Origin of the sequence: Sphingopyxis sp. LC363 (genome assembly GCF_000756385.1) — a bacterium.
GTDB lineage: Bacteria > Pseudomonadota > Alphaproteobacteria > Sphingomonadales > Sphingomonadaceae > Sphingopyxis.
Genome location: NZ_JNFC01000030.1, coordinates 12,114 through 37,820, shown reverse-complemented (window position 1 = coordinate 37,820; position 25,707 = coordinate 12,114). Strand labels below are relative to the sequence as shown.

General features: G+C 64.5%; 28 protein-coding genes. 13 read left to right on the top strand and 15 right to left on the bottom strand.

Translation table 11 applies throughout. The features are described 5' to 3' along the window. Window positions 1–438, top strand: coding sequence for an acyl-CoA thioesterase (locus FG95_RS12305; protein WP_037556260.1), 438 nt, complete (start codon window positions 1–3; stop codon window positions 436–438). A 183-nt stretch (window positions 439–621) separates the two neighbouring features. On the opposite strand, the gene gmk is transcribed toward FG95_RS12305, so the two are convergent. Further along, window positions 622–1,284 (bottom strand): guanylate kinase, encoded by a 663-nt coding sequence (gene gmk / locus FG95_RS12300; protein ID WP_037556258.1) that lies wholly within the window; start codon window positions 1,282–1,284, stop codon window positions 622–624. A gap of 49 nt (window positions 1,285–1,333) precedes the next feature. Here gmk and FG95_RS12295 point away from each other — a divergent pair, with 49 nt between their 5' ends. Then, window positions 1,334–1,900, top strand: a complete 567-nt coding sequence (locus tag FG95_RS12295) for a DUF2585 domain-containing protein (RefSeq protein WP_037556256.1) — start codon at window positions 1,334–1,336, stop codon at window positions 1,898–1,900. A 200-nt stretch (window positions 1,901–2,100) separates the two neighbouring features. On the opposite strand, the gene FG95_RS12290 is transcribed toward FG95_RS12295, so the two are convergent. The 4 genes from FG95_RS12290 to FG95_RS12275 are packed head-to-tail and all read right to left on the bottom strand — an operon-like array spanning window position 2,101 to window position 4,709. Beyond that, the gene (locus tag FG95_RS12290) at window positions 2,101–2,469 is read right to left on the bottom strand and encodes a hypothetical protein (RefSeq protein ID WP_081933132.1); all 369 of its coding nucleotides are present in this window, start codon (window positions 2,467–2,469) and stop codon (window positions 2,101–2,103) included. A 50-nt stretch (window positions 2,470–2,519) separates the two neighbouring features. After that, entirely contained in the window at window positions 2,520–3,914 is a 1,395-nt protein-coding gene (gene fumC / locus FG95_RS12285; protein WP_037556253.1) for a class II fumarate hydratase, read from the bottom strand. Next, on the bottom strand, window positions 3,911–4,222 hold the full coding sequence (locus tag FG95_RS12280) for a hypothetical protein (RefSeq protein ID WP_037556251.1): 312 nt from the start codon (window positions 4,220–4,222) through the stop codon (window positions 3,911–3,913). The genes fumC and FG95_RS12280 overlap by 4 nt, the downstream gene beginning before the upstream one ends. Window positions 4,223–4,226: 4 nt before the next feature. Further along, window positions 4,227–4,709, bottom strand: coding sequence for an SspB family protein (locus tag FG95_RS12275; protein WP_037556249.1), 483 nt, complete (start codon window positions 4,707–4,709; stop codon window positions 4,227–4,229). Window positions 4,710–4,806: 97 nt separating this feature from the next. Here FG95_RS12275 and hisB point away from each other — a divergent pair, with 97 nt between their 5' ends. From hisB to FG95_RS12250, 5 genes are read left to right on the top strand one after another with little or no spacing between them, the layout of a single operon-like run. Beyond that, complete coding sequence (gene hisB, locus FG95_RS12270) at window positions 4,807–5,394, top strand: imidazoleglycerol-phosphate dehydratase HisB (protein ID WP_037556247.1); 588 nt, start codon at window positions 4,807–4,809, stop codon at window positions 5,392–5,394. Between the two features lie 9 nt (window positions 5,395–5,403). Then, window positions 5,404–6,012 carry an imidazole glycerol phosphate synthase subunit HisH gene (gene hisH / locus FG95_RS12265; RefSeq protein WP_037556245.1) on the top strand — a complete coding sequence of 203 codons (609 nt, stop codon included), beginning with the start codon at window positions 5,404–5,406 and terminating at the stop codon, window positions 6,010–6,012. Continuing rightward, window positions 6,000–6,746, top strand: a complete 747-nt coding sequence (hisA, locus tag FG95_RS12260) for a 1-(5-phosphoribosyl)-5-[(5-phosphoribosylamino)methylideneamino]imidazole-4-carboxamide isomerase (RefSeq protein WP_037556243.1) — start codon at window positions 6,000–6,002, stop codon at window positions 6,744–6,746. The genes hisH and hisA overlap by 13 nt, the downstream gene beginning before the upstream one ends. Continuing rightward, window positions 6,743–7,507, top strand: a complete 765-nt coding sequence (gene hisF / locus FG95_RS12255) for an imidazole glycerol phosphate synthase subunit HisF (protein ID WP_037556241.1) — start codon at window positions 6,743–6,745, stop codon at window positions 7,505–7,507. Before hisA ends, hisF begins: the two co-directional genes overlap by 4 nt. 50 nt (window positions 7,508–7,557) lie before the next feature. Beyond that, window positions 7,558–8,646, top strand: a complete 1,089-nt coding sequence (locus FG95_RS12250; protein ID WP_037556239.1) for a calcium:proton antiporter — start codon at window positions 7,558–7,560, stop codon at window positions 8,644–8,646. An 88-nt stretch (window positions 8,647–8,734) separates the two neighbouring features. On the opposite strand, the gene FG95_RS12245 is transcribed toward FG95_RS12250, so the two are convergent. Beyond that, a complete protein-coding gene (locus FG95_RS12245; protein WP_037556237.1) occupies window positions 8,735–9,871 on the bottom strand; it encodes a beta-ketoacyl-ACP synthase III in 1,137 nt (378 codons plus the stop codon). Window positions 9,872–10,063: 192 nt separating this feature from the next. Here FG95_RS12245 and FG95_RS12240 point away from each other — a divergent pair, with 192 nt between their 5' ends. Next, window positions 10,064–10,615, top strand: a complete 552-nt coding sequence (locus FG95_RS12240; protein ID WP_037556235.1) for a hypothetical protein — start codon at window positions 10,064–10,066, stop codon at window positions 10,613–10,615. 284 nt (window positions 10,616–10,899) lie between these two features. Here the strand turns inward: FG95_RS12240 and FG95_RS12235 are convergent, their stop codons facing one another. Further along, the gene (locus FG95_RS12235; protein ID WP_037556233.1) at window positions 10,900–11,670 is read right to left on the bottom strand and encodes a sulfite exporter TauE/SafE family protein; all 771 of its coding nucleotides are present in this window, start codon (window positions 11,668–11,670) and stop codon (window positions 10,900–10,902) included. A 271-nt stretch (window positions 11,671–11,941) separates the two neighbouring features. Then, on the bottom strand, window positions 11,942–12,868 hold the full coding sequence (locus FG95_RS12230; RefSeq protein WP_037556231.1) for a LysR family transcriptional regulator: 927 nt from the start codon (window positions 12,866–12,868) through the stop codon (window positions 11,942–11,944). Window positions 12,869–12,951: 83 nt separating this feature from the next. Between FG95_RS12230 and FG95_RS12225 the strand changes: the two genes are divergently transcribed. The 5 genes from FG95_RS12225 to FG95_RS20250 all read left to right on the top strand — a co-directional run bounded on the left by FG95_RS12225 (window position 12,952) and on the right by FG95_RS20250 (window position 16,853). Further along, window positions 12,952–13,287 carry a hypothetical protein gene (locus FG95_RS12225; RefSeq protein ID WP_037556229.1) on the top strand — a complete coding sequence of 112 codons (336 nt, stop codon included), beginning with the start codon at window positions 12,952–12,954 and terminating at the stop codon, window positions 13,285–13,287. A 151-nt stretch (window positions 13,288–13,438) separates the two neighbouring features. Continuing rightward, window positions 13,439–13,576, top strand: a complete 138-nt coding sequence (locus tag FG95_RS20775) for a hypothetical protein (RefSeq protein WP_161786551.1) — start codon at window positions 13,439–13,441, stop codon at window positions 13,574–13,576. A gap of 723 nt (window positions 13,577–14,299) precedes the next feature. Continuing rightward, window positions 14,300–14,431: a hypothetical protein gene (locus FG95_RS21250; RefSeq protein ID WP_257545256.1), complete on the top strand. Its 132-nt coding sequence runs from the start codon at window positions 14,300–14,302 to the stop codon at window positions 14,429–14,431. A 56-nt stretch (window positions 14,432–14,487) separates the two neighbouring features. After that, the gene (locus FG95_RS19915; protein ID WP_082656048.1) at window positions 14,488–15,132 is read left to right on the top strand and encodes a lasso peptide biosynthesis B2 protein; all 645 of its coding nucleotides are present in this window, start codon (window positions 14,488–14,490) and stop codon (window positions 15,130–15,132) included. Continuing rightward, complete coding sequence (locus tag FG95_RS20250; RefSeq protein ID WP_081933130.1) at window positions 15,132–16,853, top strand: asparagine synthase-related protein; 1,722 nt, start codon at window positions 15,132–15,134, stop codon at window positions 16,851–16,853. Before FG95_RS19915 ends, FG95_RS20250 begins: the two co-directional genes overlap by 1 nt. A 2-nt stretch (window positions 16,854–16,855) precedes the next feature. On the opposite strand, the gene FG95_RS12210 is transcribed toward FG95_RS20250, so the two are convergent. From FG95_RS12210 to FG95_RS12180, 7 genes are all read right to left on the bottom strand, one after another. Beyond that, the gene (locus tag FG95_RS12210) at window positions 16,856–19,039 is read right to left on the bottom strand and encodes a prolyl oligopeptidase family serine peptidase (protein WP_052182327.1); all 2,184 of its coding nucleotides are present in this window, start codon (window positions 19,037–19,039) and stop codon (window positions 16,856–16,858) included. Next, the gene (locus FG95_RS12205) at window positions 19,029–21,566 is read right to left on the bottom strand and encodes a TonB-dependent receptor (RefSeq protein ID WP_052182326.1); all 2,538 of its coding nucleotides are present in this window, start codon (window positions 21,564–21,566) and stop codon (window positions 19,029–19,031) included. Before FG95_RS12205 ends, FG95_RS12210 begins: the two co-directional genes overlap by 11 nt. A gap of 97 nt (window positions 21,567–21,663) precedes the next feature. Further along, window positions 21,664–22,653, bottom strand: coding sequence for a FecR family protein (locus tag FG95_RS12200; RefSeq protein WP_037556225.1), 990 nt, complete (start codon window positions 22,651–22,653; stop codon window positions 21,664–21,666). Next, window positions 22,650–23,258, bottom strand: a complete 609-nt coding sequence (locus tag FG95_RS12195; protein ID WP_231732680.1) for an RNA polymerase sigma factor — start codon at window positions 23,256–23,258, stop codon at window positions 22,650–22,652. The genes FG95_RS12200 and FG95_RS12195 overlap by 4 nt, the downstream gene beginning before the upstream one ends. 254 nt (window positions 23,259–23,512) lie before the next feature. Further along, complete coding sequence (locus tag FG95_RS12190) at window positions 23,513–24,124, bottom strand: GntR family transcriptional regulator (protein ID WP_037556223.1); 612 nt, start codon at window positions 24,122–24,124, stop codon at window positions 23,513–23,515. Continuing rightward, complete coding sequence (locus FG95_RS12185; RefSeq protein ID WP_037556221.1) at window positions 24,121–24,999, bottom strand: phytanoyl-CoA dioxygenase family protein; 879 nt, start codon at window positions 24,997–24,999, stop codon at window positions 24,121–24,123. Before FG95_RS12185 ends, FG95_RS12190 begins: the two co-directional genes overlap by 4 nt. Continuing rightward, window positions 24,996–25,622: an acyl-homoserine-lactone synthase gene (locus FG95_RS12180; protein ID WP_037556220.1), complete on the bottom strand. Its 627-nt coding sequence runs from the start codon at window positions 25,620–25,622 to the stop codon at window positions 24,996–24,998. Before FG95_RS12180 ends, FG95_RS12185 begins: the two co-directional genes overlap by 4 nt. Between the last annotated feature and the right edge of the window lie 85 nt (window positions 25,623–25,707).

The window sequence follows — 25,707 nt, the reverse complement described above, 5'->3', positions numbered from 1 at the left end:
ATGCCCAAACCGGAAAGCTGGCGGCTGAACCCCGCCAGCTACCCCGTCGCAATCGAACTGCAGACGCGCTTTCAGGACATGGACATCAACGGCCACCTCAACAATGTGGCTTTCGCCGCCTTGTTCGAAAGCGGCCGCGTCCTCCTCAACCGCGACGTGCGTCCGCTGGACGAGCGCCCCGCGAACGAGCGCACGATGGTCGCCGCGGTCGAGATCAACTATCTGGCCGAGGGCAATTTCCCCGATCCGGTGCAGATCGCGACCGGCATCGGCCGGCTCGGCACCTCGAGCTGGACGATCGTCCAGGCGATGTTCCAGAACGGCCGCTGCATCGCGACGTGCGACACGGTGGTGGTATGCCGCACCGACGGGCAGGCCAAACCGCTGCGCGCGGAGACGGTGGCGGAGCTCGAAGAGAAGCTGGCGCGGGCGGTCTGATCTCCTTCTCCCTCGATGGGAGAAAGGATACGAAGCCTTATCGCGAAGCGATTAGGCCCAGTTGGATGAGGGTGATCGTGCGTCCTTGCGCCGCCGTTTCAGGCCGAGAGCTCACCCCCACCGCTGCGACTGGCGAACAAGTTCGCAAGTCTCGCTGCCTCCCCCATCAAGGGGGGATAATGATTAAAGCTTCTTGTCCGCATCGGGCACCGACCGGATCAAATCGCGCGCAAAGCCGATCAGCCCGATCTGCCGCCGCCGCTTCAACCGCTCGGCGCGCAGGATCGCGCGAACCTCGTCGAAACAGCCTTCGACATTGTCGTTGATCAGCACATAGTCATAACCGTCCCAGTGGCTGATCTCGTTCGCCGCGCGCTCCATCCGCGCCGCGATCACCTCGTCGCTGTCGGTGTTGCGTGCGCGCAGCCGCCGTTCGAGCTCCTCCATCGTCGGCGGCAGCACGAACACGCGCACCACATCGGGGCCCGCCTCCTGATACAGCTGCTGCGCACCCTGCCAGTCGATGTCGAACAGCACATCCTTGCCCGCCTCGAGCATCGCGTCAACGGGTGCGCGCGGGGTCCCGTAACGATGGCCGAAGACATGCGCCCATTCGAGGAATTCGCCGTCGGCGGCCATCTTCTTGAAGCTTTCGACATCGACGAAATGATAATGGACCCCGTCGATCTCGCCGGGGCGCGGCGGGCGCGTCGTCGCCGAGATCGACAGCGCGATATCCTTGTCGGCCTCGAGCATCATGCGCGAGATGGTGGTCTTGCCCGCGCCCGAGGGCGAGGAGAGGACGAACAACACGCCGCGGCGGTTCAGGTGGACGCTTTCAGCCATGGGCGCTAATTGCGCGAGAGACGGGCGCGGTCAAGCGGGAAGGGCGGCGATGATATTGGGGGTTTCACGACGGGGCTGGCTGGTCGCCGCGGCGCTGATGGTCCTTTTCGCCGCGATCCTGTTCGCGATGGGACGCCCGCCGATCTGCCCGTGCGGGACCATCAGCCTGTGGCATGGCACCGTCCAGTCGAACCAGAACAGCCAACAGATTTCGGACTGGTACAGCTTCAGCCATGTCATCCACGGCTTCCTCTTCTTCGGCCTGTCGCGCTGGCTGATCCCGCGCCAGCCCTTGTGGGTAGCGCTCGCGCTCGCGATCGGGATCGAGGCGGCGTGGGAAATCCTCGAAAATTCGCCCGTCATCATCGACCGCTATCGCGAAGTCACGATGGCCTATGGCTATTCGGGCGATTCGATCCTCAATTCGGTCAGCGACGCGCTCTTCATGATCCTCGGCTTCCTCGCGGCGAGCCGGATGCGGTGGTGGGTGACGGTGGCGATCGCGATCATGTTCGAACTGTTCACGCTGTGGACGATTCGCGACAATCTGACGCTCAATGTGCTGATGCTGGTCTCGCCGGTCGAGGCGGTGAAGGAGTGGCAGGCGGATGGCTGAAGTGCGAGTATTCTTGAATCGTCATCCCGGCGAAGGCCGGGATCTCACCCGGTGCGTCAGACCGAAACGGCGAGATCGTGTTTCAGAGTCACGTGCCTCTGAACACCCTTCGCCGGAATGACGGAGGGAATGTCCGTCATTCAATGCACGATCGGCGTCCTATTCCGTCGCCCTTCGCAGGGGCGACGAATGTAGGACGTTCAATGAATCGCCGGCCGTTTCCCGTTTGCATCCACCGGAATCGCCGGCGGCAACGCGTCGCCCATCGTCTCGCCATCGGTCGGCGCCTTCGCGGTGCCCGCATAGGTGTCGACGACGCCTGCGCGCGCCAGTTCGGGATCGACCGCATGCGCTTCCGCCGCCGCCTTGCGCGCCTCGGCGCGTTCGGCCCATTTCTTGGTGAGATAGGCCCCCGCGACCGTCGCCGCGAGCACCGCGTAACGCTGCGGGAACAGGCGCCGCGCCGCGAACAATGTGCCCGCGCCGATCACCGCGCCCGCGACGGGATGATTGCCCTTGCGGCGTCCGATGGCGCTGCCCAGAACGCCGCCTACGATCCGACCGATCATGCTCATCTCTCCTTCCCCTCATCAATCCCCGGAAGGCGCCGCGGGTTCCGTCAGCCGTCGGGGCCCAGCATCGTGCGCGGATCGACCACCCGGTCGAAGGTCGCGGCATCGACATAGCCGAGGCCGAGCGCCACTTCCTTGAGCGTGCTGCCCGTCTCATGCGCATGTTTCGCGATTTTCGCCGCCTTGTCGTAACCGATTTCGGGCGCCAGCGCAGTGACGAGCATCAGCGAGCGGTTCATCAACTCGTCGATGCGCGCGCGATTGGGTTCGATGCCGACGACGCAATGTTCGGTAAAGCCCGCCATGCCGACGCTCAGCAGCTCGATCGAACGCAGCACATTCGCTCCGATCAGCGGCTTGAACACATTGAGCTCGAGATGCCCCTGCAAGCCGCCGACGGTCACCGCCTGATGGTTGCCGATGACCTGCGCCGCGACCATCGTCAGCATCTCGCACTGGGTCGGGTTGACCTTGCCCGGCATGATCGAGCTGCCGGGCTCGTTCGCGGGCAGGTCGAGTTCGCCGAGCCCCGCGCGCGGGCCCGAGCCCAGAAGGCGAATGTCGTTCGCGATCTTCGTGAGCGCGACGCCAAGCGTGTTCAACGCGCCCGAGAAGAAGACGAGCGCGTCGTTCGATGCCAGCGCCTCGAACTTGTTCGCCGCGGTCTCGAACGCGATGCCGGTGTTTTTCGACAGCTCGGCCGCGATGGCGACGTCGAAGCCCGCGGGGGCGTTGAGCCCGGTGCCGACGGCGGTGCCGCCTTGCGCGAGCTTGCAGATATCATGCGCCAGCGCGCCCTCGATGCGCGCGCGGCAGGCGGCGAGCTGCTGGGCATAGCCCGAAAACTCCTGCCCCAGCGTCAGCGGGGTCGCATCCTGCAAGTGGGTGCGTCCGATCTTGACGATATCGCGCCACGCTTCGGCCTTCGCGGCGAGCGCGTCGGTCAGCGCGATCAGCGACGGCAACAGCCGCGCCGTCGTCTCGACCGCGACCGCGACGTGCAGAGCGGTCGGGAAACTGTCGTTCGACGACTGGCCCATGTTGACATGGTCGTTGGGATGGACGGGCGTCTTGCCGCCGCGCGTGCCCGCGAGCTTTTCGTTCGCGATCCCGGCGATCACCTCGTTTGCGTTCATGTTCGACTGGGTGCCGCTGCCCGTCTGCCAGATCGCGAGCGGGAACTGGTCGTCGTAATCGCCTGCCACGACCGCGTCGGCCGCTGCGGCGATCGCATCGGCAATCCCCGCGTCGAGCCCGTGGTTGCGGTTGACCCGCGCCGCGGCGCCCTTGATCCGCGCGAGCGCATGGACGATCGGCAACGGCATGCGCTCATGCGCGGGAAAAGCGAAATTATGGCGGCTGCGTTCGGTCTGCGCGCCCCAATAGGCCTCGGCCGAAACCTCGATCTCGCCGATCGAATCGCTTTCGGTTCGTGTGCTCATGCCACCAGCATCCTCGTCACCAGCACCGCGCCCGCCCAGATCATCGCGACGAGGCCGAGCAACTGCCAATAGCCGCCCTCGCCGACGCGGCGGCGCAGCCATGCGGCGGCAAGCCAGACGATGACCAGCGCCGGTGTCAGCACCAGCAGGCTGAAGCGCAGCAGCCCGTCGGCAATCTGGCCGCGCGCATGGTTGCCCTCGAACAGCGCATAGCCCTCGACGCCCCACCAGAAGGCGCCGGTCAGCACGAGCATTCCCGCAAGCGCCCAATATTGCCAGAAGCGGCTCGGGGGCCAGAGTGGGCCCACGACGCTATCTCTTCTTGCCGAAATCCACCGTCACGACGTTCGACCCGTCCTCGCTCGTGACGTCGGGACGGTCGTTGTCGGCTTCGTCGTGCGGCTCGGGCTGCGCGGCCTCGTCGTCGCTGACCTGGAATTGCAGCCCGAAATCGACCGACGGATCGACGAAGGCGGTGATCGCGGCATAGGGGATCGTCAGCATCGACGGCGTCTGGTTGAACGACAGGCCGACGCGGAAATGATCCTCCTCGACGCTCAGGTCCCAGAAACGGTTCTGCAGCACGATCGTCATTTCGTCGGGGAATTTGGCGATCAGATGCGCGGGGATGTCGACCCCGGGGGCCTGCGTCTTGAAGGTGATATAGAAATGATGTTCGCCGGGCAGGCTGTCGTAACCTTCGATCTGGCTCAGCACGCGGCCGACCACGGCGCGCAGCGCGTCCTGCACGATTTCGTCATAGGGAATCAGGCTGTCGCGAACGTCATCACTCATGGCGAAGGGGGATGAACGCGCGCCGCGTGCGGGTCAAGGGGGGTCAAGGGGGGAGAATCGCCTTGCAACGCGAAACAGACGCTCTAAGGGGTCGCCCATGCGAACCGCCACCGTCCAGCGCACGACCAAGGAAACGGATATCGCGATCACCGTCAATCTCGACGGGACGGGCGAATATTCGGTGTCCACCGGCATCGGTTTCCTCGACCATATGGTCGAACAATTGTCGCGCCACTCGCTGATCGACATCTCGATGGCCGTGAAGGGCGACCTCCACATCGACCAGCACCACACGGTCGAGGACAGCGCATTGGCGCTCGGCGAAGCGGTAGCCAAGGCGCTCGGCGACAAGCGCGGCATCGCGCGTTACGGCGAGGCGCACGCGCCGATGGACGAGACGCTGACGCGCTGCGTGCTCGACATTTCGGGACGCCCGCACTGCGTCTATAAATCCAGCTTCTCGCAGCCGCGGCTCGGCGAGATGGACACCGAGATGTTCCCGCACTGGTTTCACAGTTTCGCGCAGACCGCGGGGATCACGCTGCACATCGAGACGCTCTACGGCGAGAATAACCATCACATCGCCGAAAGCATGTACAAGGCGCTCGCGCGCGCGCTGCGCCAGGCGGTCGAAATCGACCCGCGCAAGGGCGACGCGATTCCCTCGACCAAGGGCGTTCTCTAGGGGCCATCCATGAGCGTTGTTGCCCTGATCGACTATGGCGCGGGCAATCTTCGCTCGGTGCACAATGCGCTCGTCGCGGCGGGCGCCGACAATGTCGCGGTCACCGCCGATCCCGATGTCGTAGCCAGGGCCGACCGCATCGTGCTGCCCGGCGTCGGCGCCTTCGCCGCGTGCATGAACGGGCTTTCGGCGATCGACGGGTTGATCGCGGCGATGGAGCGACGCGTGCGCGGCGAGGGCGCGCCTTTCCTCGGCATCTGCGTCGGCATGCAATTGCTCGCCGACGCGGGCGAGGAGCATGGGACGCACAAGGGGCTCGGCTGGATCGGCGGCACCGTGCGCGCCCTCGACCCCGCGCCCGGCCTCCGCATCCCGCACATGGGTTGGAACGACGTCGTGCCGAGTTTCGCGCATCCGGTGATCGCGGCGGGCGAGGCCTATTATCTCCACGGCTATCATTTCGCCGATGCCGCGCATGTCGCCGCGACGAGCAGCCACGGCGCGACCTTCACCGCCGCCGTGGCGAAGGACAATATCGTCGGCGTCCAGTTCCACCCCGAAAAAAGCCAGGCCTATGGCCTCGCGACACTAGAGAGATTCCTGGCATGGCGCCCGTAGATTCTGGCCTGACCATTTTCCCCGCGATCGACCTCAAGGGCGGGCAGGTGGTGCGGCTCGCCGAGGGCGATATGTCGCGCGCGACCGTCTATGGCGACGATCCCGCGGCGCAGGCGCGCCTCTTCGCCGATGCGGGCGCGTCGCACCTCCACGTCGTCGATCTCGACGGCGCCTTTGCGGGGACAAGCGTCAACGGCGCAGCGGTCGAGAGCATCATTGCCGCCTTTCCGGGCAAGGTGCAGGTCGGCGGCGGCATCCGCGATCGTGCCGGCGTCGACCGCTGGCTCGCGCTCGGCGTCGATCGCGTGATCATCGGCACCGCGGCGCTCAAGGACCCGGAGTTCGTGAAGTCCGCCGCGCGCGACCTGCCGGGCCGCATCGTCGTCGGCGTCGACGCCCGCGACGGCATGGTCGCGACCGAGGGCTGGGCCGACGTCTCCGACGTCCGCGTCGAGGATCTCGCCCGCCGCTTCGAGGATGCAGGCGTCGCGGCCTTGCTCTTCACCGACGTCGGCCGCGACGGGCTCCTCAAGGGCTGCAATGTCGAGGCGACCGTCGCGCTCGCCAAATCGGTGAGCATCCCGGTGATCGCCAGCGGCGGCGTCGCCGGCATCGGCGACATCCACGCGCTCCGCCGCCATGTCGCCGAGGGGATCGAGGGCGTCATCACCGGCCGCGCGCTCTACGACGGCCGCCTCGACCTCGCCGAGGCGATCGCGGCGGGGGCGGCGTGACCGTCCGCGTCCGCGTCATCCCCTGCCTCGACGTCGCCGACGGCCGCGTCGTCAAGGGGGTCAACTTCGTCGACCTGCGCGATGCGGGCGATCCGGTCGAGGCGGCACGCGCCTATGACGCCGCGGGCGCCGACGAGCTGTGCTTCCTCGACATTTCGGCGAGCCATCAGGGGCGCGGCACTCTGCTCGACATGGTCGCCCGCACCGCCGAGGTCTGTTTCATGCCGCTCACCGTCGGCGGCGGGGTGCGCAGCGCCGACGACGCGCGCGCGCTGCTTCTCGCCGGCGCCGACAAGGTCGCGGTGAACAGCGCCGCGGTCGCGCGCCCCGAACTCGTCGCCGACATCGCCGATCGCTTCGGCAGCCAGTGCGCGGTCGGCAGCATCGACGCGCGGCGCGTTGCGGATGGTCGCTGGGAAATCTTCACCCACGGCGGCCGCAAGCCGACCGGCATCGACGCGCTCGAACACGCCGTCCGCCTCGCCACCCTCGGCGCGGGAGAGCTGCTCGTGACCAGCATGGACCGCGACGGCACCAAGGACGGCTACGACCTCGCGCTCACCCGCGCGATCGCCGACGCGGTCAGCGTACCCGTGATCGCATCGGGCGGCGTCGGCAACCTCGACCATCTCGCCGCCGGCGTGATCGAGGGCGGCGCCAGCGCGGTGCTCGCCGCCAGCATCTTCCACTTCGGCGAGGCGACGATCGCCGAAGCGCACGCGCGGCTCGCCGCCGCGGGGCTGCCGGTGCGCGCGCATTAAATTGCGCCGTCGGGGTGTTCAGGCGCGAAAGCGGCTGCAATAGAAGCCCGATGACCGCCAAACTCCGCCTCGCCGACCGCACCAACGACATTTTCCCCATCCTCGGCTTCCTCGCCGCGATGGCGAGCCTCGCGACGCCGCTGGGCGCCTGGCTCGTCGCGATCATCCTCGCGGGCGCGGTCGTCGCGGCGGTTCACCATGCCGAGGTGATCGCGCACCGCGTCGGCGAACCCTTCGGCACGCTGATCCTCGCGCTCGCGGTGACGGTGATCGAGGTCGGGCTGATCCTCACCCTGATGCAGGCCGAACCCGAAAAGGCGCTGACGCTCGCGCGCGACACGGTGTTCGCCGCGGTCATGGTGATCCTCAACCTCCTGATGGGCCTCTGCCTTTTGAGCGGGGCGATCCGCCATCACGAACAGCGTTTCCAGCGCACCGGCATCGGCGCCGCGCTTGCGACGCTGACGGTGCTGACGGTCGTCACGCTGGTGCTGCCCAATTTTACCTCGAGCGTGCCGGGCCCCTTCTATTCGGCAACCCAGCTCGGTTTCGTCGCCGTGGTGTCGCTGATCCTCTACGCGACCTTCGCGCTCGTCCAGACGGTCCGCCACCGCGATTATTTCCTTCCCGACGGCGATGCTGACGGTGACGGCGTACCCGACGCGCACGCCCCGCCGCCGAGCATGCAGCGCACCGCCATTTCGGGCGCGCTGCTCCTCGCCAGCCTCGTCGCGGTCGTGCTGCTCGCGAAGAATCTGTCGCCGGTGATGGGCGCGCTGCTTGCCGACTGGGGCGCGCCGCCCGCGGTGCTCGGCGTGCTGATCGCCGCGCTGATCCTCGCGCCCGAAGGGCTCGCGGCGGTGCGCGCGGCGAAGGCCGATCGCCTCCAGACCAGCCTCAACCTCGCGCTCGGCTCGGCGCTCGCGACTATCGGCCTCACCATTCCGGCGGTCGCGATCCTGTCGATCGTCGCCGACATGCCGATCGGCCTCGGCCTCGACGCCAAGTCGACCGTGCTGCTCTTCCTCTCGCTGATCGTTTCGGTGCAGACGCTGGCGAACGGCCGGACGACCGTGTTGCAGGGGGTGATCCACCTGATGCTCTTCGCGATCTACCTGTTCACGACATTTGTGCCATGAACGTCGCCCCCGCGCAGGCGGGGGCCGCTGTCGGCGTAGCGTAAGGTTGCTAGCGGTCCCCGCCTTCGCGGGGACGACGATTACTGCATCACGTCCTCCGCACGAACACCGTCCCCGCGCTATACCCCGCGCCGAACGAACAGATCAGCCCGGTATCGCCCGCCACCATATCCGCATGGTTCAGGTGAAAGGCGATGATCGACCCCGCGCTCGACGTGTTGCCATAGGTGTCGAGCACCGTCGGGCTCTCGTCCTCGCTCGCCTCATGGCCCAGCACGCGCTGCGCGATCAGCCGGTTCATATTGGTGTTCGCCTGGTGCAGCCACAGCCGGCGCATGTCGGCGCCCTCAAGGCCCAGCACTTCCATCTGCTCGACGATCATGTTCGCGACCATCGGCACGACTTCCTTGAACACCTTGCGGCCTTCCTGGACGAAAAGCTTGTCCGACTTCGGCCCCGACTGGTCGATCCCGCCGTGCCCGCGGTTCAAAAAGCCGAAATTGTTGCGGATATTGTTCGAAAAGACGGTCTTGAGCTTGGTGCCGAGAATGTCCCAATGCCCCGCCGCCGCGATGTCCTTGTCCTCGACCAGAATCACGGTCGCGACGTCGCCGAAGATGAAATGGCTGTCGCGGTCGCGCCAGTTCAGATGCCCCGAACAGATTTCGGGGTTCACGACGAGCACGCTCTTCGCATGGCCCGCGCGGATATAGTCGGCGGCGGTCTGGATGCCGAAGGTCGCCGACGAACAGGCGACATTCATGTCGAAACCGAAGCCGTCGATGCCGAGCGCGTCCTGAATCTCGACCGCCATCGCCGGATAGGGGCGCTGCATGTTCGACGCGGCGCACAGCACGGCGTCGACGTCGCCCGCGTCGCGCCCCGCGCGCGTCAGCGCATCCTTCGCCGCCGCGACCCCGATTTCGGCGAGGATCGACAGCTCGTCGTTGCCACGTTCGGCGATGCGCGGCGCCATGTGCGCCGGATCGAGAATGCCCGCCTTGTCGACGACGAAACGCGATCCGATCCCGCTCGCCTTCTCGATGAATTCGACGCTCGATTCAGTCAGTTCGGGTGCCTCGCCCGCCGCGATCGCCGCTGCATTTTCTCTATTGTGCAGCGCAACATACGCGTTAAAACTGGCGACAAGTTCTTCGTTGGAGATCGCTTCGGCGGGGGTGAAAAGGCCGGTTGCGGAAATGACCGGCTGCGGTGCGTTGGACATGGTGGACCTGCGTGTGTCTTATGGTTTCAAGACACGCTGATTAGGCCCCGTCGCGGCATCGCGCAACGCCCCGTGATTTGCTGAACGAGTCCCGACACTATGGTTAACCTGCCACTAACCAATCTGGTGGCAGACTGTGTGATGCAGGCCTCCGGGGGGATGGCTCCCCGGGCGCCGAGCGGGAGCATGACCATGGCGACGCGTTCAGGACCGGCCGCAGGCGACCTGTCCCTTTCCGAGATCAAGGAATTTGCGGGCTTTCCCGCGGCGACCCAGCGTTACATCCGCCGTTCGCTCGACATCGGGCTCGAACGCGACGATGCGATCGCGCGCTGGTCGCGCGACATGGTCGAGGAAACCGCGATCCGCGTCCAGGCGCGCGTCTATCACCGGCTCGTCGAAATTCGCGCGCATATTCCCGACGACAGCGGGCTCGACGCGCTCGAACATTTCATGGCGCCGCTGATCGCGGTGTCGGCCTTCGACCTCGGGCAGGACCGCCTGCCGGGCTTCGCTTCCTACCGCTTCCTCTACGAACGCCTGCTCGGCGCGCATGCGCGGCCGTGGCTGCCCGGCGCCTTCTGCGCCGCCGCGTCGCTGCCGCATCTTCACCCCGACAAGCGCAAGATCCTGCTCCAGTCGATCAGCGAAGCCGCCGCCACCGCCCCCGGCTGGTCGGCGCGCGAGCCGAGCTTCTTCCCCGAATGGGTCGACAAGATCGACGAGACCCGACCGGCGAACTGATCGGCGGCTTTGGGTGGGTTTCAGTCATCCCCTCCCGCAAGCGGGAGGGGAGACGGCAATGGCGATCAAGTCCAGGGTGACGACGATGGCAAGATCCTCCCTGTCGCGAAGCGATGGGGAAGGGGGGCCGCTCGCGAAGCGAGTGGTGGAGGGGCAGCGACCTCGCGCCATGGCCCCTCCGTCAGCGCTGCGCCGAAGCCGCAGTTTATCCTGAGCGCCTGCAAGGCAGTCGAAGGGCGCTGCCACCTCCCCATGGCTTCGCCACAGGGAGGATTTAATGGCTGCTAGCCCACCAGCGCCTTGTACAGCCCGAACGCGCTCGTCGCGGTCAGCACGGTGCCGACCAGCATCAGCATGACCTTGGGCGAGAAACGTTTGGCCATCATCGCGCCGATCGGCGCGGCGACGACGCCGCCGATGATCAGGCCGAGCGTCGGGCCGAGGATATCGTCGATGCCCAAATGCCAGATAAAGGCGAGCGAGACCGCGACCGCGAGGAAGAATTCGACGCTGTTGACCGTGCCGACAACCTTGCGCGGTTCGCCGCCCTGGACGAGCAGGTTCGAGGTCACGACCGGGCCCCAGCCGCCGCCGCCCGCGGCGTCGAGAAAGCCGCCGACCACCGCGAGCGGGCCGACGACCTTGGGCTTCGAAAATTTGGGCGGATAGAGCACGCCGCGGATCAGCAACCAGATACCGATCAGCACGAGATAGCCGAGTACGAAGGGCTTCACGACCTCGGCGTGCAGCGACGACAGCACATAGGCGCCGAGCACCCCGCCGATCACCCCGGGGACGAGCAGGCGAAAGAACAGCGGCCAGTCGATGTTGCGGTGGAACACATGGCTCAGCCCCGACACGCCGGTGGTGAAAATCTCGACGACATGGATGCGTGCCGACGCGGTCGCGGGCGGGACGCCGAGCACCGCGACGAGCAAGGTGTTACAGATCACCCCGAACGCCATGCCGAGCGCGCCGTCGACGAGCTGCGCCGCGAAACCGATCAGGATGAACGGCAGGAGCGCGGTAAAGTCGATGGCCGCAAGATCGATCATGATTCATCCCAACTCATTTAGTTGACAACTTGCTGCCGCGATTTGGGGCAATGCGCCAGCCCAATTTTTCTGCTGTCGGCAAAGGGATTTGTTTCCGCGCCGGGCCGATTATCGAGGGGACAGCCTTCAGGACCGGTTGAGATTCAGCTCCCGGTGAGTCGAAAATGGTGGTTTTCCGTGACCCGGAGCGCAGCGTGCTTTTTGCACGTGAGCACCGGAAGCGCGGAAGGCCGCCATTTGCAGGCCGCCGGGGGCTGAATGTCGGCCGGTCCTAGGCGGTGATCTCGTCGGGCAGATTTTCGCGCACATAATCGATGAAGGCGCGCAGCTTGGGCATCACCTGCTTGCGCCCCGGATAGTAGAGAAAGAGCCCCGAGGTCGCCGAGGCATAGTCGGTGAGCACCAGTTCGAGCTCGCCGCTCGCGACCATCGCCTTTGCCATCGGTTCGGCCATCATGCCCATCGCGACCCCGGCGCGGATTGCGACGAGCGCGGCGATCCAGTCGTTGACGATCACCGGTCCGGTGACGCTGACGTCATATTCGCGGTTTCCCTTCTCGAACGTCCACGGCATCAGCGCGCCCGTCGCGAGGCGAAAGCGGACGCAGCGATGGTCGCGCAATTCCTCGGGGGTTTGGGGGCGGCCGTGCTTCGCCAGATAGGCGGGCGCCGCCGCGACGACGAAACGGAAGGGTCCGGTCAGGCGGACGGCGATCACGTCGGCGTCGAGCGATTCGCCCATCCGCACCCCGGCGTCGAAACCGCCGGCGCTGAGGTCGGCCAGCGCATCGTCGGCGTAGATTTCGAGCTCGATGTCGGGATAGGTTTCGCAAAAGCCCGCGATGATCGGTTCGAACAGCGGCTGGACCGCGCCCCGCATCAGATTGATCCGCAGCCGCCCCGCGGGCCGGTTGCCGAGGTTGCGCGCCGCTTCATAGGCGTCGGCGAGCCCGGTATAGGCGGGCGCCGCGCGCTCGAGGAACATCTCGCCCGCCTGGGTCAGCCCGACGCTGCGCGTCGTGCGCATGAACAAGGGCGCGCCGACGCGCGCTTCGAGCGCCTTGACTGTCTGGCTGATCGCGGAGGGGGAGACGCCGAGGTCGGCGGCCGCAGCGGAAAAGCTGCGCCTTTCCGCGACACGCAGGAAGGCTTCGATCCCGTCGAGCGCCCCTTGGGGGATTGTTAAATCCTGCTTCAAAGCACTTGCAGATTATAGAGGATTATCTAAGTGCGCAACCGCGCCTATAAAGGTTGCACAACGAAACGAAAGGAACCTCTCCCATGTCCTATCAGCTCTCCTCTTTCCGCCGCTTTCCCACCGCCTTTGCCGTCGTCGCCGCTTCGGCGCTCGCCTTCACCGGCCTGATGGCATCGACGACCCCCGCTTATGCCCAGTCGGGCGGCGATTATCGCTGCGCCGGTCTCGCCGAACAGGCGCATGTCGCCGCCAGCGGCGTCGAAGGAGCCAAGCAGTCGAGCGCCAAGCGCTTCGTTTCGACCGGCAAGAAGCTGTGCGAAGCGGGTAACGAACGCGCCGCCGCCAAGCAGTTCCGCGCCGCGCTCAAGATCGCCGGCGTCGCCGAAGTCGAAACCGACAGCCAGATGGCCTCCCGTTAATTTGGGGCGCTAAGACAAGCCAAGACAGACTGACACCAATCTCCGGAACCGTCCTCTCCCTCTCCCCGACGGATCCACAACACTGGGGCGGCACTCGATACGAGGCCGCCCCATTTGTTTATGCGCGGTGCGCGCGCTAGGATGCGCCATCATGCCCGGCAAGAAACCCCGCCGCGAAACATCCCGCGCCGCGAAGCCCCCGGTGCCGCTGTGCCGCTACGAAGAACTCGCGATGCGCGAGAACCGGCTGCGGCAAACCAAGGCCCCGAAGCGCGAATCCAAGGGCTAGATCCGCCGGTAACGGAAATACCAGACTTCATGTGACAAGTCAATCATGCTATTGAAATAGAATGACTTTTAACAGAATTTTGACCTCCAAAAATTGGCCAGCAATCACCCAGCAATCACCGTTTTCAGGAGCGAAAAAACCTCGTGGCCACGCGCAAATCTGCTCTTCGATCGGACCTTTCCAAGACCAATCTTGACGACTCTCTGATGGCGAAGGTCACCGGTTCAAATCCTGTAGGTTGCCTCTCATATCCTCCCTCAGTTAACCTCTCCAAGGTCGCGACAAGTACCGTGCCGTGGGTAAGAATCTGGTGCCTCTCATCAGAAAATTGGATCAGTTCAGGCTAGCACCGCCGGACAGGATCAGACGATCTAGCGATCGCCGGTATCGCAGCGCGCAACCCCGCTGGCGCAGCTTTGGACGGCATACTCCAATTAGATCCATTTTCGGTCGCAGTTTTGGTTGCTGATTGCGGTCGATCTGTTGGAAATAGGCGCGCGCCCGTACAGTCAACTGGGCGAGTGACCGGGTTCCGCCACGTATGTCCAGGCAATTGCTAAAGGTGGTGGTACGTGCTCCAGACGCGCGTTTCCTTTGCTCGGTCACTTTTTCGCGATGCAACGCCTAGAATAATAATTGGATTATTAAATAGTAGCGCTCTGACGCGAGGCATACTTTTCAACTGCGACTCATCTTGGTCGCAACCTTGAAAAGGAACGTGACATGAAAACGCATGACGACATCATCGATCTCGGCGCCGCCCAGGACGAAACCCTCGGCGCGCTGCCGTCGGGCCAGCAGGACGTACAGCCCGGGGACAAGTTTATCCTCGGCGGCATCAGCGCCGACGATTGACTGACGCGTGGCGTGCAGTCCTCGCACTGCACGCCACCGCTCCGTCGCGCGCTTCCATGATGAATGTCATCACTTCAGCTGCCACGCATTGGTGCAGAGTCGGCGGCACCTTCGTCTTTCTGGACTTGTCCCGCGATCGCTATTTCATGCTTGAGCAAAGTGCGGCTGATCGCTTTTCCCGGATTGTCGCCGGAGCGCAAGAGGAGGGTGACAATGATTGGCTTGCCGCACGCGGCTTGCACCATCTGGCGCCGCCGGTCGATCAATCTAGTTCCGAAAGGATCGCTCCGACCAGCAGTGTTCTCGAGGAGCCAAATCTCGAAAGGGCTTCGGCGGTTGAGACAGCCCGTTCGGTATGGGTCCTGGCCCTAGCTCAGCGGCATGTTCGGAAACTCGCTCTAATGGAAATTCTGCCTAATCTTTTGCACGGCGTGCCAGTAGCTCCGCACGTTCAACGGTCGGATGCACGCCAGGTAGCCGCGGCGTTTAAGCGAGCGCGTCACTATTTTTCCGGCATGGATGAATGCCTCAGCCGCGGCGTTGCAATGCGCCGTGTGCTGGCCGGAAAGGGGTGCGAGGCCCGGCTGGTGATCGGCGTAACTTTGCCATTCGCCGCGCATTGCTGGGTGCAGCTGGGCTCGGCGGTATTGACCGATCCGCTCGATGTGGTGACCCCCTACACACCGATATTGGTCGCCTGATGCCGGGGTACTTTCGCATCGAGATTTCCGAGGCGTCGGGACAGGCTGATCGTGACAATGGCGAAGCGGACCCACCCGCCTTATCGCTTCCAGGCGCTCGGCTCTGGTGCGATCGACAGCCGCTTGCCCTGGGTGGGCATGGATATCTGATCGGCCACCTGTTCGAGCGAGGCGAAATGAGCCGCCGCGTGTTGGATCTGCATGAAACGGCGGTAACCAGAATGGCGGCGTCTAGCGGCCGGTCGCTCGTGTCCGACTATTGGGGCGGCTATGTGTCCATCTTGGCGCGGCCCGGTGGAGGTCTCGCGATATTTCGCGACCCGTCCGGGTTGTTGCCCGTCTATTACCGCGCCGATGGGGCGGGCGTCACAGCGTCGAGCGACGCTGCCGATCTCGGCAGACGTGGCGGCGTCGATTATCCGGCAGTTGCGCGGTTTCTGGCTAATGGAGGCGCGCCTAGCCGAGAAACCTGCCTCGAAGGTGTCCAGGTACTGCTTCCAGGGGAATGTCTGATCATTACTTCGGGATCGCGTCGTCTGGAAAGCTGGTGGTCACCGTGGGATTGGACGCAGGTCCCCCACAAGCGGTTCGAGGTGGCCGCCCGTAAGCTTCGCGCCGTGGCGCTCGACTGTATCGAAAGCTGGGCGTCCTGCTTTGATTCCATATTGACCGGCGTATCTGGCGGCCTCGATTCCTCGATTGTCGCCGGCGCCGCATCTCGCCGCGCCGCCGCGCTTCATTGCCTGACGATGATCGAAGACGATGCGATTGGCGATGAGCGCCGCTATGCTTCCATTCTCGCCAAGGCGATTGGCGTTCCCTTGCTTGAAGCCCACTATGACCTCGGCAAGGTTGAGATTGATCGCGCCGTGGCGCCGCACCACCCTTGGCCGCACGCGCCATTCTACATGCAGGCAATCGCGTCGGCTCATGAAGAGCTCCGCCGCGAGCATCAAATCGATGCCTTCTTCTCGGGCAATGGCGGGGACAATATCTTCTGTGCGATCCGCAGCGCCTCGCCGTTCGTCGATCGTTTCATGGCGCAGGGACCGCGTCACGGGCTTTTCGACACCCTGCGCGATTTGAGCGATCTGACGGGAGCCAGCGGTGCGACCATCTTGCGGCACGCCTGGGATCGCTATCGTGACTGCAGCCGGCCCGTAAAACTTCATCGCGACACTTCCGGGCTTTCTTCCGCCGCGATCGCCGAGCTGGATGTGCCGAGGCCGCCCCATCCATGGATGGAAGCGCCCGAAGGCACGCCGCCCGGCAAGGCGGCGCATGTCAGGCTGCTGGCGCGCGCGCATCGCAGCATCGAGCTGTATCCCCGCCGCTCCCATCCGCAGCATGTCGCGCCGCTCCTGTCGCAACCAATCGTCGAAACATGCCTGTCAATCCCGACATGGCAGTGGATCGAGGGCGGCAGGGATCGCGCCGTCGCTCGGGCGGCATTCAAATCCATCGTCCCTGTGCAATTATTGCGCCGCACGTCCAAGGGCGGGCCGGGCGGCTTCATGCAGCGCATATTCCAGGCGAACGCGGAACATGCCGGCGACCTGCTGCGCACTGGCCTGCTGGCGCGGGCCGGTCTGCTCGACCTCAGGACCTTGGAAGGAGCCTCGCAGCCGACGGTGGCGGGCTTCGAAAAGGCGCAGCGCATCCTCGCACTTTGCGCGGCGGAAAGCTGGGTTCGTTGGTGGACGGATGTTCGCGCGTCATAAGGCTATCGCCGCTCGGCGCCTCGCGTCTGCACACACCTTGTTTTCCATTGCGCCGCCATTTTCGCCCAGCGGTCGAATGCGCCTCTGTCATCCAGATCCCGGTCGCGCCGATCGCGAAGCCAGAAGTCGAACCACGCCAGATTCTCTTGCATCGCGCGCAGCCGATTGGAGGGGATGTGAAACAGATGGGTCTCATCGGTGGCGGTGGTCTCGCCAGGATAGAGACTGATCTGCGCAGGAACCTTTGCTTCGCGCAGCGCGGCGTAGAAATCGATCGCTCCCGCAAAGGGAGAAGCCATTTGCTGAAGGACCGGAGCACACGCCCTATCGGCACGGAGCGAGGGCGACAGCTGGCGATAGGCGTCGAGGTAACGACCTGAAGGTGGGCCGCCGAAGACGGCGTGATACCCGTCTTTCGGATCTGAATAGGATGCGGGTTCAAGATAATTCCCGTCCCCGCTGGAAGCAGCGCGAAACATCTCCGATTGGGTCATCGCGACATTCACCATCTGCGATCCCCGACTGTACCCGGCAATGCCAATGCGGTCGGGATCGACAATGCCTTCGCTTGCCAACTCGGCGATCGCGTCTTCAAAACTATAGACGCCGTTGATCCAGATCAGCTCGCGCAGCTTTTCGGGACCGAGTGTGCCTGGGCCGCCCGACCATATCATATAGGCGTGCCAAAGCTCAGCCTGCTGCCGAGCCGAGGGGTCGTTCATGAGAATGACGACATATCCGCGCTCGGCGAACAGCTGAGCGGGGTAGTTCCATTGCAGATCGACGTTCGCGAAGCGCTCGTCCGCATCGCTGCCATGAGTGATGATGATCGCCGGGTAGCGACTGCTTGTCTGGTAATTGCGAGGCCAGACGATGAATCCGGTCGATCGGTAGCCGAGCCGGTTTGTCCATTGATGCGGCGTGACGCGCAACGGTGCGATCGAATCATGAGCAGCGGAGAGCGGAGCGATGGCCTGCACGCGCCCGTCTTTCGGTTCGACACGGACGAACCGTGGCGCCTGGTTCAGCCCTTCCTCGACGCAAATGCCCCACGCGAGATCCTCGCGAAAGTCGCAGGCCGTCAAGCTGCCGGGGCGGATCAGCGACGTTGCGTGCCGACCGGTAAGCAAAACCAACCCGTACCGTGGATGCGAGGTCGTTCGCACCCCCAGCAGCGCGCTTAGCCCATCCCCCGAGAGCCAATTTCCTGCCGAACGCGGGTCGCCGATGTAATAGGGCTGGCGACCATAGTGAGTTTTTCGGCCATCGGTGTGCGTCTCCGTGAGGGCAAGCGTCCTGCCGAAACCCTCGCTTGCAAGAGTTCCGCCATTCGGGCCGCGCACCAGACCGATCGCCGGAAAACCCGAACTTTCCTGAATGGGCCGGCTGGCGTTGGTGACAAAGCTCCAGGAAAAGGTCCCGATGCCGTCGGCCCGCTCCGCATCGGATTGCTCTAACTGGTAGCGCGGCCCTTCGTCGGTCCATTCGACATGGCCGCCATAATAGAAAGCAAGCCGGTCGCCCGATGGCCGCGATGCGACCAGCCAGTCTTCGCCCGTCGCCGACCGTATGCGCAGTTCTACGATCGCCCGGACCGGCGCGCGACGCCGATTGCGCTGGCTAACCACCGCGTCGTCGATGGCAACATTGGCCGGTTCCGAACTTGGCTTTAGCGTGGCGTACCAAAGCCATTGTCCGTCGGGAGACCAGTCGTGATATAAAATCCCGATCCGGCGCGGCGCACCGCTTCGCACGGCGAACAGCGCGCCTTCGGTCTGGCCGACGGTAACCTTCGCATCGCGCACCAGCAGCGGTTTGATCGTCCCTTCGGCGTCGAGCGCATAGAGCTGAAGCTCGTCGCCCCGATCTAGCAGTAGGCTCCAGCCCGTGCCGTTCGGCAACGGTCGGAGCTGCTCTGCGCTCGCCGCGCGCAGAATCTCGCGCGAGGCGCGCGAGCGCAGGTCAAACAGATGAAGAATTGAGACGGTCTCATTCTTTTGGAGATCCGCTCGCCGTTCGAGATAGGCGAGCGACTTGCCGTCGCTCGCCAAGCTCAATTCGAACTCCGCCGGGACGGTCACCACATCTTCGAGCGTCCAGCGCCGACCTTCCTCCGCGACGGCCGTCCCGCTGTTAGCGAGACCGACCAACAGAAGAAGCGGCCATAGGCGGATGCTACCAGTCATGCCGAACCGTGACGCTCAGGAAGCGGCCAATTGCTGACCCGTTCGTCGTGTCAAACGGAGCATCGAAAGGCGAGGTGGTGAAGATCGGCTCCGGCTTGCTGTTGAAGACATTCTGTGCGCTCAGCGCAACTTCCGTGCCTGCGCCGAGCCGCAATCGGCCGGTCAGGTCAAGCGTTGTCGATCCGCTAAGTTTGATGGCTGCCGGACGACGATTGTCCGTGACGCTCGCGCTGTGATTGAGAAAGGCCGCGAGCGAGAAGGCCTTGTCGCTCAGCGTGAGCCCGCCGCGCGCCCGAAAATGCGGCGGGCGGAAGATTGTTCCCGCGAGGTCGGTCACCGGCAGGCCGGGAAGCAATTGCTGACTGCTGTCGAGCCAGGTGGCTCCGGCGTTCAGGCTCAGCTGCCGGTCGCTGCCAAGCTGGGCATCATATCGTACCGCGATGTCGACGCCGCGATATTTCTGCCGCGCGATATTGCGGTCGCGAGCATCGAGGAAGGCGACGACGCGCGCCGGGTCGTAGGGAGACCCCGTAATGTTCTGGAGCCCGCCATCGGCACCGGCGAAGATGGTGTCGAGCAGGGCCGGCGCAGGATTTAAGGTAACGAGATCAGCAAAGATCGGATTGTTCAGAACCCCGGCGCCCGAGGCGAGCGGCGGCGCAACGCGATCCTTATAGTCGATCCGAAAATAGCTTGCCGAAACCTCAAGACCATGGAGCGGTTTCACGGTCGCGCTGAAGGTCCAGTTTTCGGAGCGTTCAGGCTCGAGCTGGTCGTTCGGCCCGAGAGCATAAGCGACGGTCGAACCAGCGGGAAATCCCTGGCCGAAGCCGCCGACCGGCACGAGCAGCGCAACATAGCCGGAATATTGTTGATAGAGCGTCGGAAGTTTGAAGGATTTGCCCCATGACACCCCCAGCCGGACCTGCTCGACCGGATCATAGACGAAGCTCAGCTTCGGGGTGACGATGTCGCCGGAGTCCGAATAATCCTCATAGCGCAGCGCCCCGGTCAGCGAAGCGCGGTGCGCAAAGGCCAGATCCTGATCGGGGTCCGCGATCGGCAGTAAAAGCTCGCCATAGGCGAAATGATTGCGGCGCGAGCGTGAAAAGCTGCGGGTTCCGATTTCGGATTTGAAACGGTTGGTGCGATAGCCGCCGCCAAAGGCCAGTCGCGCGGGGCCCGCGGGGAGCTCGAACAGCGACCCCTCCAGTCCCGCCTCCACCGCGATATTCCGGTTGAAGAAGTGCCGCGCGGTGGCAGTGCTCGGCGCGCCGCCGCTGAAGTTCTGGCTGATGCCATCGGTCGTGTCGGTGCCGAAAAACGCGCCCGCTTTCAGCTTCCAATTGGCCGACAGTGCGGCCGACAGCGTCGGTGCGACGCCAAATGTTTCGAACTTGGTGCGCGCCTCAAGCCCTGAGTTTCGGAGCGGCTGAGCGACCGTGAAACCGGTCGCCGACTCCATCCTTCCGCGCTTGTAAATAAGATCGGCAGCCAGGGTGACGCCGCCGCCAAGCGACTGGTGACCGCTCAGCAGAACCGCGTGTCGGCGAAGGGCAGGGAAGAGCGTCGAATCGGGGTTGTTGGCGAAGGCATAGCTGCGATCTTTCGCCCGGATCGCGGTACCGTGCGAATAATCATAGGCCGCGATGATGCCGCCGTCCGACCAGCGCGATCCGCCGAGAAGATTATATTGGTGCTGGAAATTGCCGCCGTCGGTCGAAAGGCCGAGCCGGGCGCTGGTCGATACGCCCTTATAGTCGCGCTTGAGAAGAATATTGACGACCCCGGCGACCGCGTCGGCGCCGTAGATGGCCGATGCCCCATCGGCCACGACCTCAACGCGGTCGACCGCCGCGATGGGAATGGCGCTGACGTCGATCACCGAATTGACGCTGCTGTAGGCAAAGCGATTGCCGTTGATCAGCGTCAGTGTCGCATTGGGACCGATACCGCGCAGGTTGAAAGTCGATGCGCCATTGGCGTTCACGTTTTCATTCGCGGCGCCTTGCGAATTTCCGATCCCGGGATTCTGGCCGCCGCCGAAATTCTGCGGCAAGCTGCGCGCCACCTCGCCAAGATCGGCATGGCCGGAGTTGCGGATGTCTTCCGAGGTCACCCGGATCACAGGGGTTGCCGTGGGCGCGCCCGTGATCCGTGACCCCGTCACGACAATCGGCTCGGCCTCGGTCGCGGCGGCATTTTCGGCGGAGGCGAGTCTGGAAATGACCACCGAGCCGACCTCGAACCTTGCGGTGAGCCCGCTACCTTTGAGGAGCGCCTCGATTGCTTCGCGGCTCGTCAGCTCGCCTTTCAACGGCGGCGCAGTCTTTCCATCAAGATCGCGCGACGATGCGTAGAGCTCGATGTCGGCAATCGTGGCAGCGCTGCGCAGCGCGTCGTCGAGATCCTGCGCGGGCATATCGTAGGGCTGGCGCTGTTGCTGCATGGCCAGCGCAACCGTAGGTGAAAAACAGGTGGCACTGCCGACCAGCAGCGCGACCAGCGAACGGGACTTCTTCAACATTATCACTCCCCCATTTCCTCGGCCGTGCTTCAGGCAGGCGGCCAGTGGGGGTGCGTTGACGGGGCGAAGGGGAGCCCCTTAGTCTTGGGTGAAAAAATTATCGGCGGCGAAGATGGATGGCTCTCGCCGTGCGTTCGACCCTGAGACCGAACAGGGTTGCGATCCGTTCAGCGAAAGCATCGGTCTCGCTAAGATGGAAGCGGCCGGAAACCTCAAGCGCGGCGCTCGCCGCATCGTCGATCACGATCGGGATGACGGCATAGCGATTGGCCTCCGCAACCAGTCGGTCGAGCCTTATCGAACGATATTCGGCCCAGCCTTCGGGCCAGTTTGCGGGAATGTCAGACGCTTGGGCCATACCGAACTGCAACTTGCCATCACGCCGATAGGTCAGCGTCTTTCCCTGTGACAACGCGGTCGCAGGACCGGTTTTGGCGTCTGCGCGCAGGCCGGCCTCGCCGCGCCGGAGGGCCGCACTGACCGTTCCGGCCTCGTCGAGGCTAAGGTCGATCTCGGCATCGTTCGCGATTGCTGCGCCTGTCCCGGCGTCGATATGGAGCGGTTTAGCTTGCTTGGCGATGGAAAGACGGACCCTGCCCTTTACCAAGCGGACGCTGCGGTCGCCGTCTCCGAACGCGACGTCCAGCCGGCTGTCGGTATCAAGCGTCGCGCGCGAGCCGTCGGCAAGCCGGAACGTGCGGATCTCGCCGCGCTGCGTAATCAGGGGTTCGGCGGCGCGCGCGGTGGACGCACTGCCGGGCTGGCCGGGAAGGGAGGCGCCTCCAGCCCCGAATGCTACAATCAGCAGCGCGATTGCGGTCGCGGCGGCGCCCCATGGCAGCCAGCCGCGAACCCGGCCCCGCCGCGCTTCGGCATGGCTTGTTCCGTGGCGCTGCGAGGTCTTGAGAACCGCCATGGCCGCCATGCGGCGTTCGGCGCGGCGGTAGGCTTCGCCATGATCGGCCGATGCGAGGAGCCACGCTTCAAACTCTCCGCGCAGCGCGCCGGCGTCCTCGCCGCGCATCTTGATCAGCCACGCCTGCGCGACCTCATCGACGGGATAGTTGCCGCCGCTTGTGCTCGTCATCGGCCGCCGTCCACCAACTTTGAAATCTGACCGAGCGCTTTCATCATATGATATTCCACCGTTGCGATGCTGATGCCCAGCAGTTCGTGTATCTCGCGATAACTGAGTTCGTCCACCCGGTGCATCAGGAAAACGCGGCGCGTTTTTGGCGGCATGGCGTCAACCGCCGTTTCATACAATCGCAGCAGGTCCGCGGCTTCGAGGTTCCACTCCTGCGCCGCAGGCGTCGCGCCGTCGCGCTCCTCGCGAAGCGGAAAGAAGATCGCCCGCGCGGACTTCTGGCGCCGCGCGCGATCGATAAGGAGATTTTGGGCGATGCGGCGAAGAAACCCGCCCGGATTGATGAGCTGGTGGCGCTGTGCGCTCCCCGCGGCGCGAGCAAACACTTCCTGCACTAGGTCCGGTGCTTCCTCGGCTCCTGCTTTGCGGCGAAGGAAATGGAAGAGCGATATGCGATGGGTCCGATATATCGCGTCCAGATCGTGCCCGGCTTCTGGACGCTCATCGGCCGAAGGGGGACGATCGGCCGGATGGGCATGGCAGGCCGAGGACACCGAAAAGGGGTGACGCGGCGGCGCACGGTCGCCGCAGGTACAGGAAGACACGACAGAAAATCCCGGAGGCACGAACGGGACCAGCCGGCATTCGCCAGAGACCCGTCTTCCAGTGCAGTGCCGCCGTTTGGTCGCTCGCGCGAACCATGGACCGGTTGGGCCGCCGGTCCGGTCAGGGACTGGCGCATATGATGCCTGGCGAAATATTCCGCGCAGGAACTGCCAGCGATGCTCCTGCGCCGTCGAATCATGTCAATTGTAGGCGGCGCTGACAAGCAAAACGTCACTCCCATTTCGGCCAGCGATCATGGCTGTCGACCCGGATGGCCGGCGAGCGTTCGGGCGTAGCTGGCCGCTTCACGCGCGCGCCGCTCGTGATAACCGAGCAGGAGATTGCGAACCTGCGCTTGCGGCTCTGCATCGGCGAAGGCGATCGCGATCGCGTTATACTCTGCGTCGATGTCGGCAAGGATCATCGCGTCGAAATGACGCGATAGCTGAAGCCTGTCGCCGATCGCTGCGATGCTCGCGACGATCTCGCTGTTCGCCGAGCGCTCCGCGATCGCCAGGAACAGGTCCGCGATGCGGTCGGGATAGGGCTGGTCAGCGGGGACCGAAGTTGCCGAGCCTTTTGGCGCCGTCGCAAGCGCCGCGAGCAGCAAGATCAGGTGCAACTCGAGCAGGTCGCGAAACTCGGTTTCGGTCAGCCGATGAACGTGAAAGCCCTCGCCCGGTGCGAAATCGACCATCCGCTCGCCATTGAGCCGGTAGAGACTGTCGCGAACCGGGGTAACGCTGACCCCGAGATCTTCGGCGAGACGGGCCGCTTCGATCCGGGTGCCGCTAGCCCATTCTCCGCTCATCAGCTGACGCTTGATCGCCTCATAGGTCGGCTCGAACACGTGTGCCGGGCTCATTTTTCGTTCCTTTCCGCAGCAGCGAATTCGGACACGGCGTCGGCCTGGTCGGTACGGAGCGCGTCGATCGCGCCGATATGCGCCGGCCGTTCGTCTTGCAGCAGGATCGATGGGCATTGCCCTTCGTAATTGCCGAGATTCGGGCGGTGCTGCGCATAGCCGGCGAGCGCGGCCAGTTCGGGAGGAAACGTCCGGGCGACCTCGGGCGGATAGGCGAGCCACAAATTCTCATAGGGCTTCAGCCATCCCAAGCTGTAGCTGACGAGCACGCCGCGCCGGACCTCTTGGCTGAGGTTCGAGCCCGCCCCATGCGCAGTCGATCCCAGAAAGCATATCGCCGCGCCCGGCTTGCCTTCGGCGAAAATGGGTTGCCCAAGATCAGATTTCGCCATCCCCTTCACGCCGTGGCTCTTCGGAAAGATGCGCGTTGCGCCGTTTTCTTTTGTGAAGGGTGTCAGCGGCCAGAGGACGTTGACGAGATATTCCTGGGTGCCGTCGGCGCCGCGCCACATATCCTGGTCGCGGTGCGGGAACTGCCGCACTTCGCCCGGATGGATTTCGATCGCCTGTGTGAGGTTGAGCTGGATCCGGTCGCAGCCGGTGCCGAGAATGGTCTCCACGGCAGAAAGGATGAGCGGGTTGAGTACCAGTGCGGCCATGTGCTCCGATCGCTTGAGCAGGCCGCCGAAGCGCTTTGTGCGGCGGCCGTAGAAATTGCCTTCACAAAAGGGCGTCGCGGCGAAGATGGGGTCGAGATCCCTTGCGAGCGCATGGACACGCGCGACCGCCTCGTTGCGAATTATGCAATAGCCTTTGCGGCGCAGCTCCTCGAAGAGCAGGCCAGGCAGATCGGCTTCGGTCAGATCCTTTTTCATCGCCCCGCCTCCCCGCCTTCTTCGAACTTGAGGACAAGCGGCGCATAGGTGCCGGTGCGCTGCAATCCGGGGAGCGTATCCTCGTCGATCGCTATGCTGAGGGCGACTATCCGGCACGCGCTATCCCGGTGAACGGGACCCAGCGTGCGGCATGTCCAGCCAAATTTGCTGATCGTGTGATACCAACCGGCTTCTGCGACACCGACATATTCGCCTATGCCGTGGCGGAGAGCATAGTCCGCCAGCGCGGTGACCAACTGGTTGCGCGCGTCGCGGCGCTCGGTGGGCGTTTGTCCGGGGTCGAGGCAGAAGCGACTGATCTCCCACACGCCTTCACCGGACGGCGCCCCGTCGGCGCAAAGATGCGAATAGATGTCGCCGAGCAGGTGCGGCGCCGTGGTTGGCAGCAGCCGCGCCGACGCCCGGTGGCGCAGATCATCGGGATCGAGCAGGATCAGGTACCGCGCGTCCGGGGTGTCGAATTGGTCGAGCTCGAAGCGGCCGTCGAGGGCAGGCAAATCCCATTGCAGCTTGTCGATGAAGACCTGCTTGCGGGCGGCGAACATGGCGCGAAGCGCCGCATTCCCGGGCGCATCCTGCGCCCGCGTGGATTGAGTGATCATGATGGTTCCTTGGCTTGTCGGTGCCAGGATCAGACCATCATTCCCACCGCGCGGCTATGCCCAGAAATGGGCAATCCCGGGACGA

What these genes read in the sequence shown, in the direction of transcription:
- FG95_RS12305 (WP_037556260.1), top strand. Translation starts at nt 1, where the DNA reads ATGCCCAAACCGGAAAGCTGGCGGCTGAACCCCGCCAGCTACCCCGTC.
- gmk (WP_037556258.1), bottom strand. Translation starts at nt 1,284, where the DNA reads ATGGCTGAAAGCGTCCACCTGAACCGCCGCGGCGTGTTGTTCGTCCTC.
- FG95_RS12295 (WP_037556256.1), top strand. Translation starts at nt 1,334, where the DNA reads ATGATATTGGGGGTTTCACGACGGGGCTGGCTGGTCGCCGCGGCGCTG.
- FG95_RS12290 (WP_081933132.1), bottom strand. Translation starts at nt 2,469, where the DNA reads ATGATCGGTCGGATCGTAGGCGGCGTTCTGGGCAGCGCCATCGGACGC.
- fumC (WP_037556253.1), bottom strand. Translation starts at nt 3,914, where the DNA reads ATGAGCACACGAACCGAAAGCGATTCGATCGGCGAGATCGAGGTTTCG.
- FG95_RS12275 (WP_037556249.1), bottom strand. Translation starts at nt 4,709, where the DNA reads ATGAGTGATGACGTTCGCGACAGCCTGATTCCCTATGACGAAATCGTG.
- hisB (WP_037556247.1), top strand. Translation starts at nt 4,807, where the DNA reads ATGCGAACCGCCACCGTCCAGCGCACGACCAAGGAAACGGATATCGCG.
- hisH (WP_037556245.1), top strand. Translation starts at nt 5,404, where the DNA reads ATGAGCGTTGTTGCCCTGATCGACTATGGCGCGGGCAATCTTCGCTCG.
- hisA (WP_037556243.1), top strand. Translation starts at nt 6,000, where the DNA reads ATGGCGCCCGTAGATTCTGGCCTGACCATTTTCCCCGCGATCGACCTC.
- FG95_RS12250 (WP_037556239.1), top strand. Translation starts at nt 7,558, where the DNA reads ATGACCGCCAAACTCCGCCTCGCCGACCGCACCAACGACATTTTCCCC.
- FG95_RS12245 (WP_037556237.1), bottom strand. Translation starts at nt 9,871, where the DNA reads ATGTCCAACGCACCGCAGCCGGTCATTTCCGCAACCGGCCTTTTCACC.
- FG95_RS12240 (WP_037556235.1), top strand. Translation starts at nt 10,064, where the DNA reads ATGGCGACGCGTTCAGGACCGGCCGCAGGCGACCTGTCCCTTTCCGAG.
- FG95_RS12235 (WP_037556233.1), bottom strand. Translation starts at nt 11,670, where the DNA reads ATGATCGATCTTGCGGCCATCGACTTTACCGCGCTCCTGCCGTTCATC.
- FG95_RS12225 (WP_037556229.1), top strand. Translation starts at nt 12,952, where the DNA reads ATGTCCTATCAGCTCTCCTCTTTCCGCCGCTTTCCCACCGCCTTTGCC.
- FG95_RS20775 (WP_161786551.1), top strand. Translation starts at nt 13,439, where the DNA reads ATGCCCGGCAAGAAACCCCGCCGCGAAACATCCCGCGCCGCGAAGCCC.
- FG95_RS21250 (WP_257545256.1), top strand. Translation starts at nt 14,300, where the DNA reads ATGAAAACGCATGACGACATCATCGATCTCGGCGCCGCCCAGGACGAA.
- FG95_RS19915 (WP_082656048.1), top strand. Translation starts at nt 14,488, where the DNA reads ATGATGAATGTCATCACTTCAGCTGCCACGCATTGGTGCAGAGTCGGC.
- FG95_RS20250 (WP_081933130.1), top strand. Translation starts at nt 15,132, where the DNA reads ATGCCGGGGTACTTTCGCATCGAGATTTCCGAGGCGTCGGGACAGGCT.
- FG95_RS12210 (WP_052182327.1), bottom strand. Translation starts at nt 19,039, where the DNA reads ATGACTGGTAGCATCCGCCTATGGCCGCTTCTTCTGTTGGTCGGTCTC.
- FG95_RS12205 (WP_052182326.1), bottom strand. Translation starts at nt 21,566, where the DNA reads ATGTTGAAGAAGTCCCGTTCGCTGGTCGCGCTGCTGGTCGGCAGTGCC.
- FG95_RS12200 (WP_037556225.1), bottom strand. Translation starts at nt 22,653, where the DNA reads ATGACGAGCACAAGCGGCGGCAACTATCCCGTCGATGAGGTCGCGCAG.
- FG95_RS12190 (WP_037556223.1), bottom strand. Translation starts at nt 24,124, where the DNA reads ATGAGCCCGGCACACGTGTTCGAGCCGACCTATGAGGCGATCAAGCGT.
- FG95_RS12185 (WP_037556221.1), bottom strand. Translation starts at nt 24,999, where the DNA reads ATGAAAAAGGATCTGACCGAAGCCGATCTGCCTGGCCTGCTCTTCGAG.
- FG95_RS12180 (WP_037556220.1), bottom strand. Translation starts at nt 25,622, where the DNA reads ATGATCACTCAATCCACGCGGGCGCAGGATGCGCCCGGGAATGCGGCG.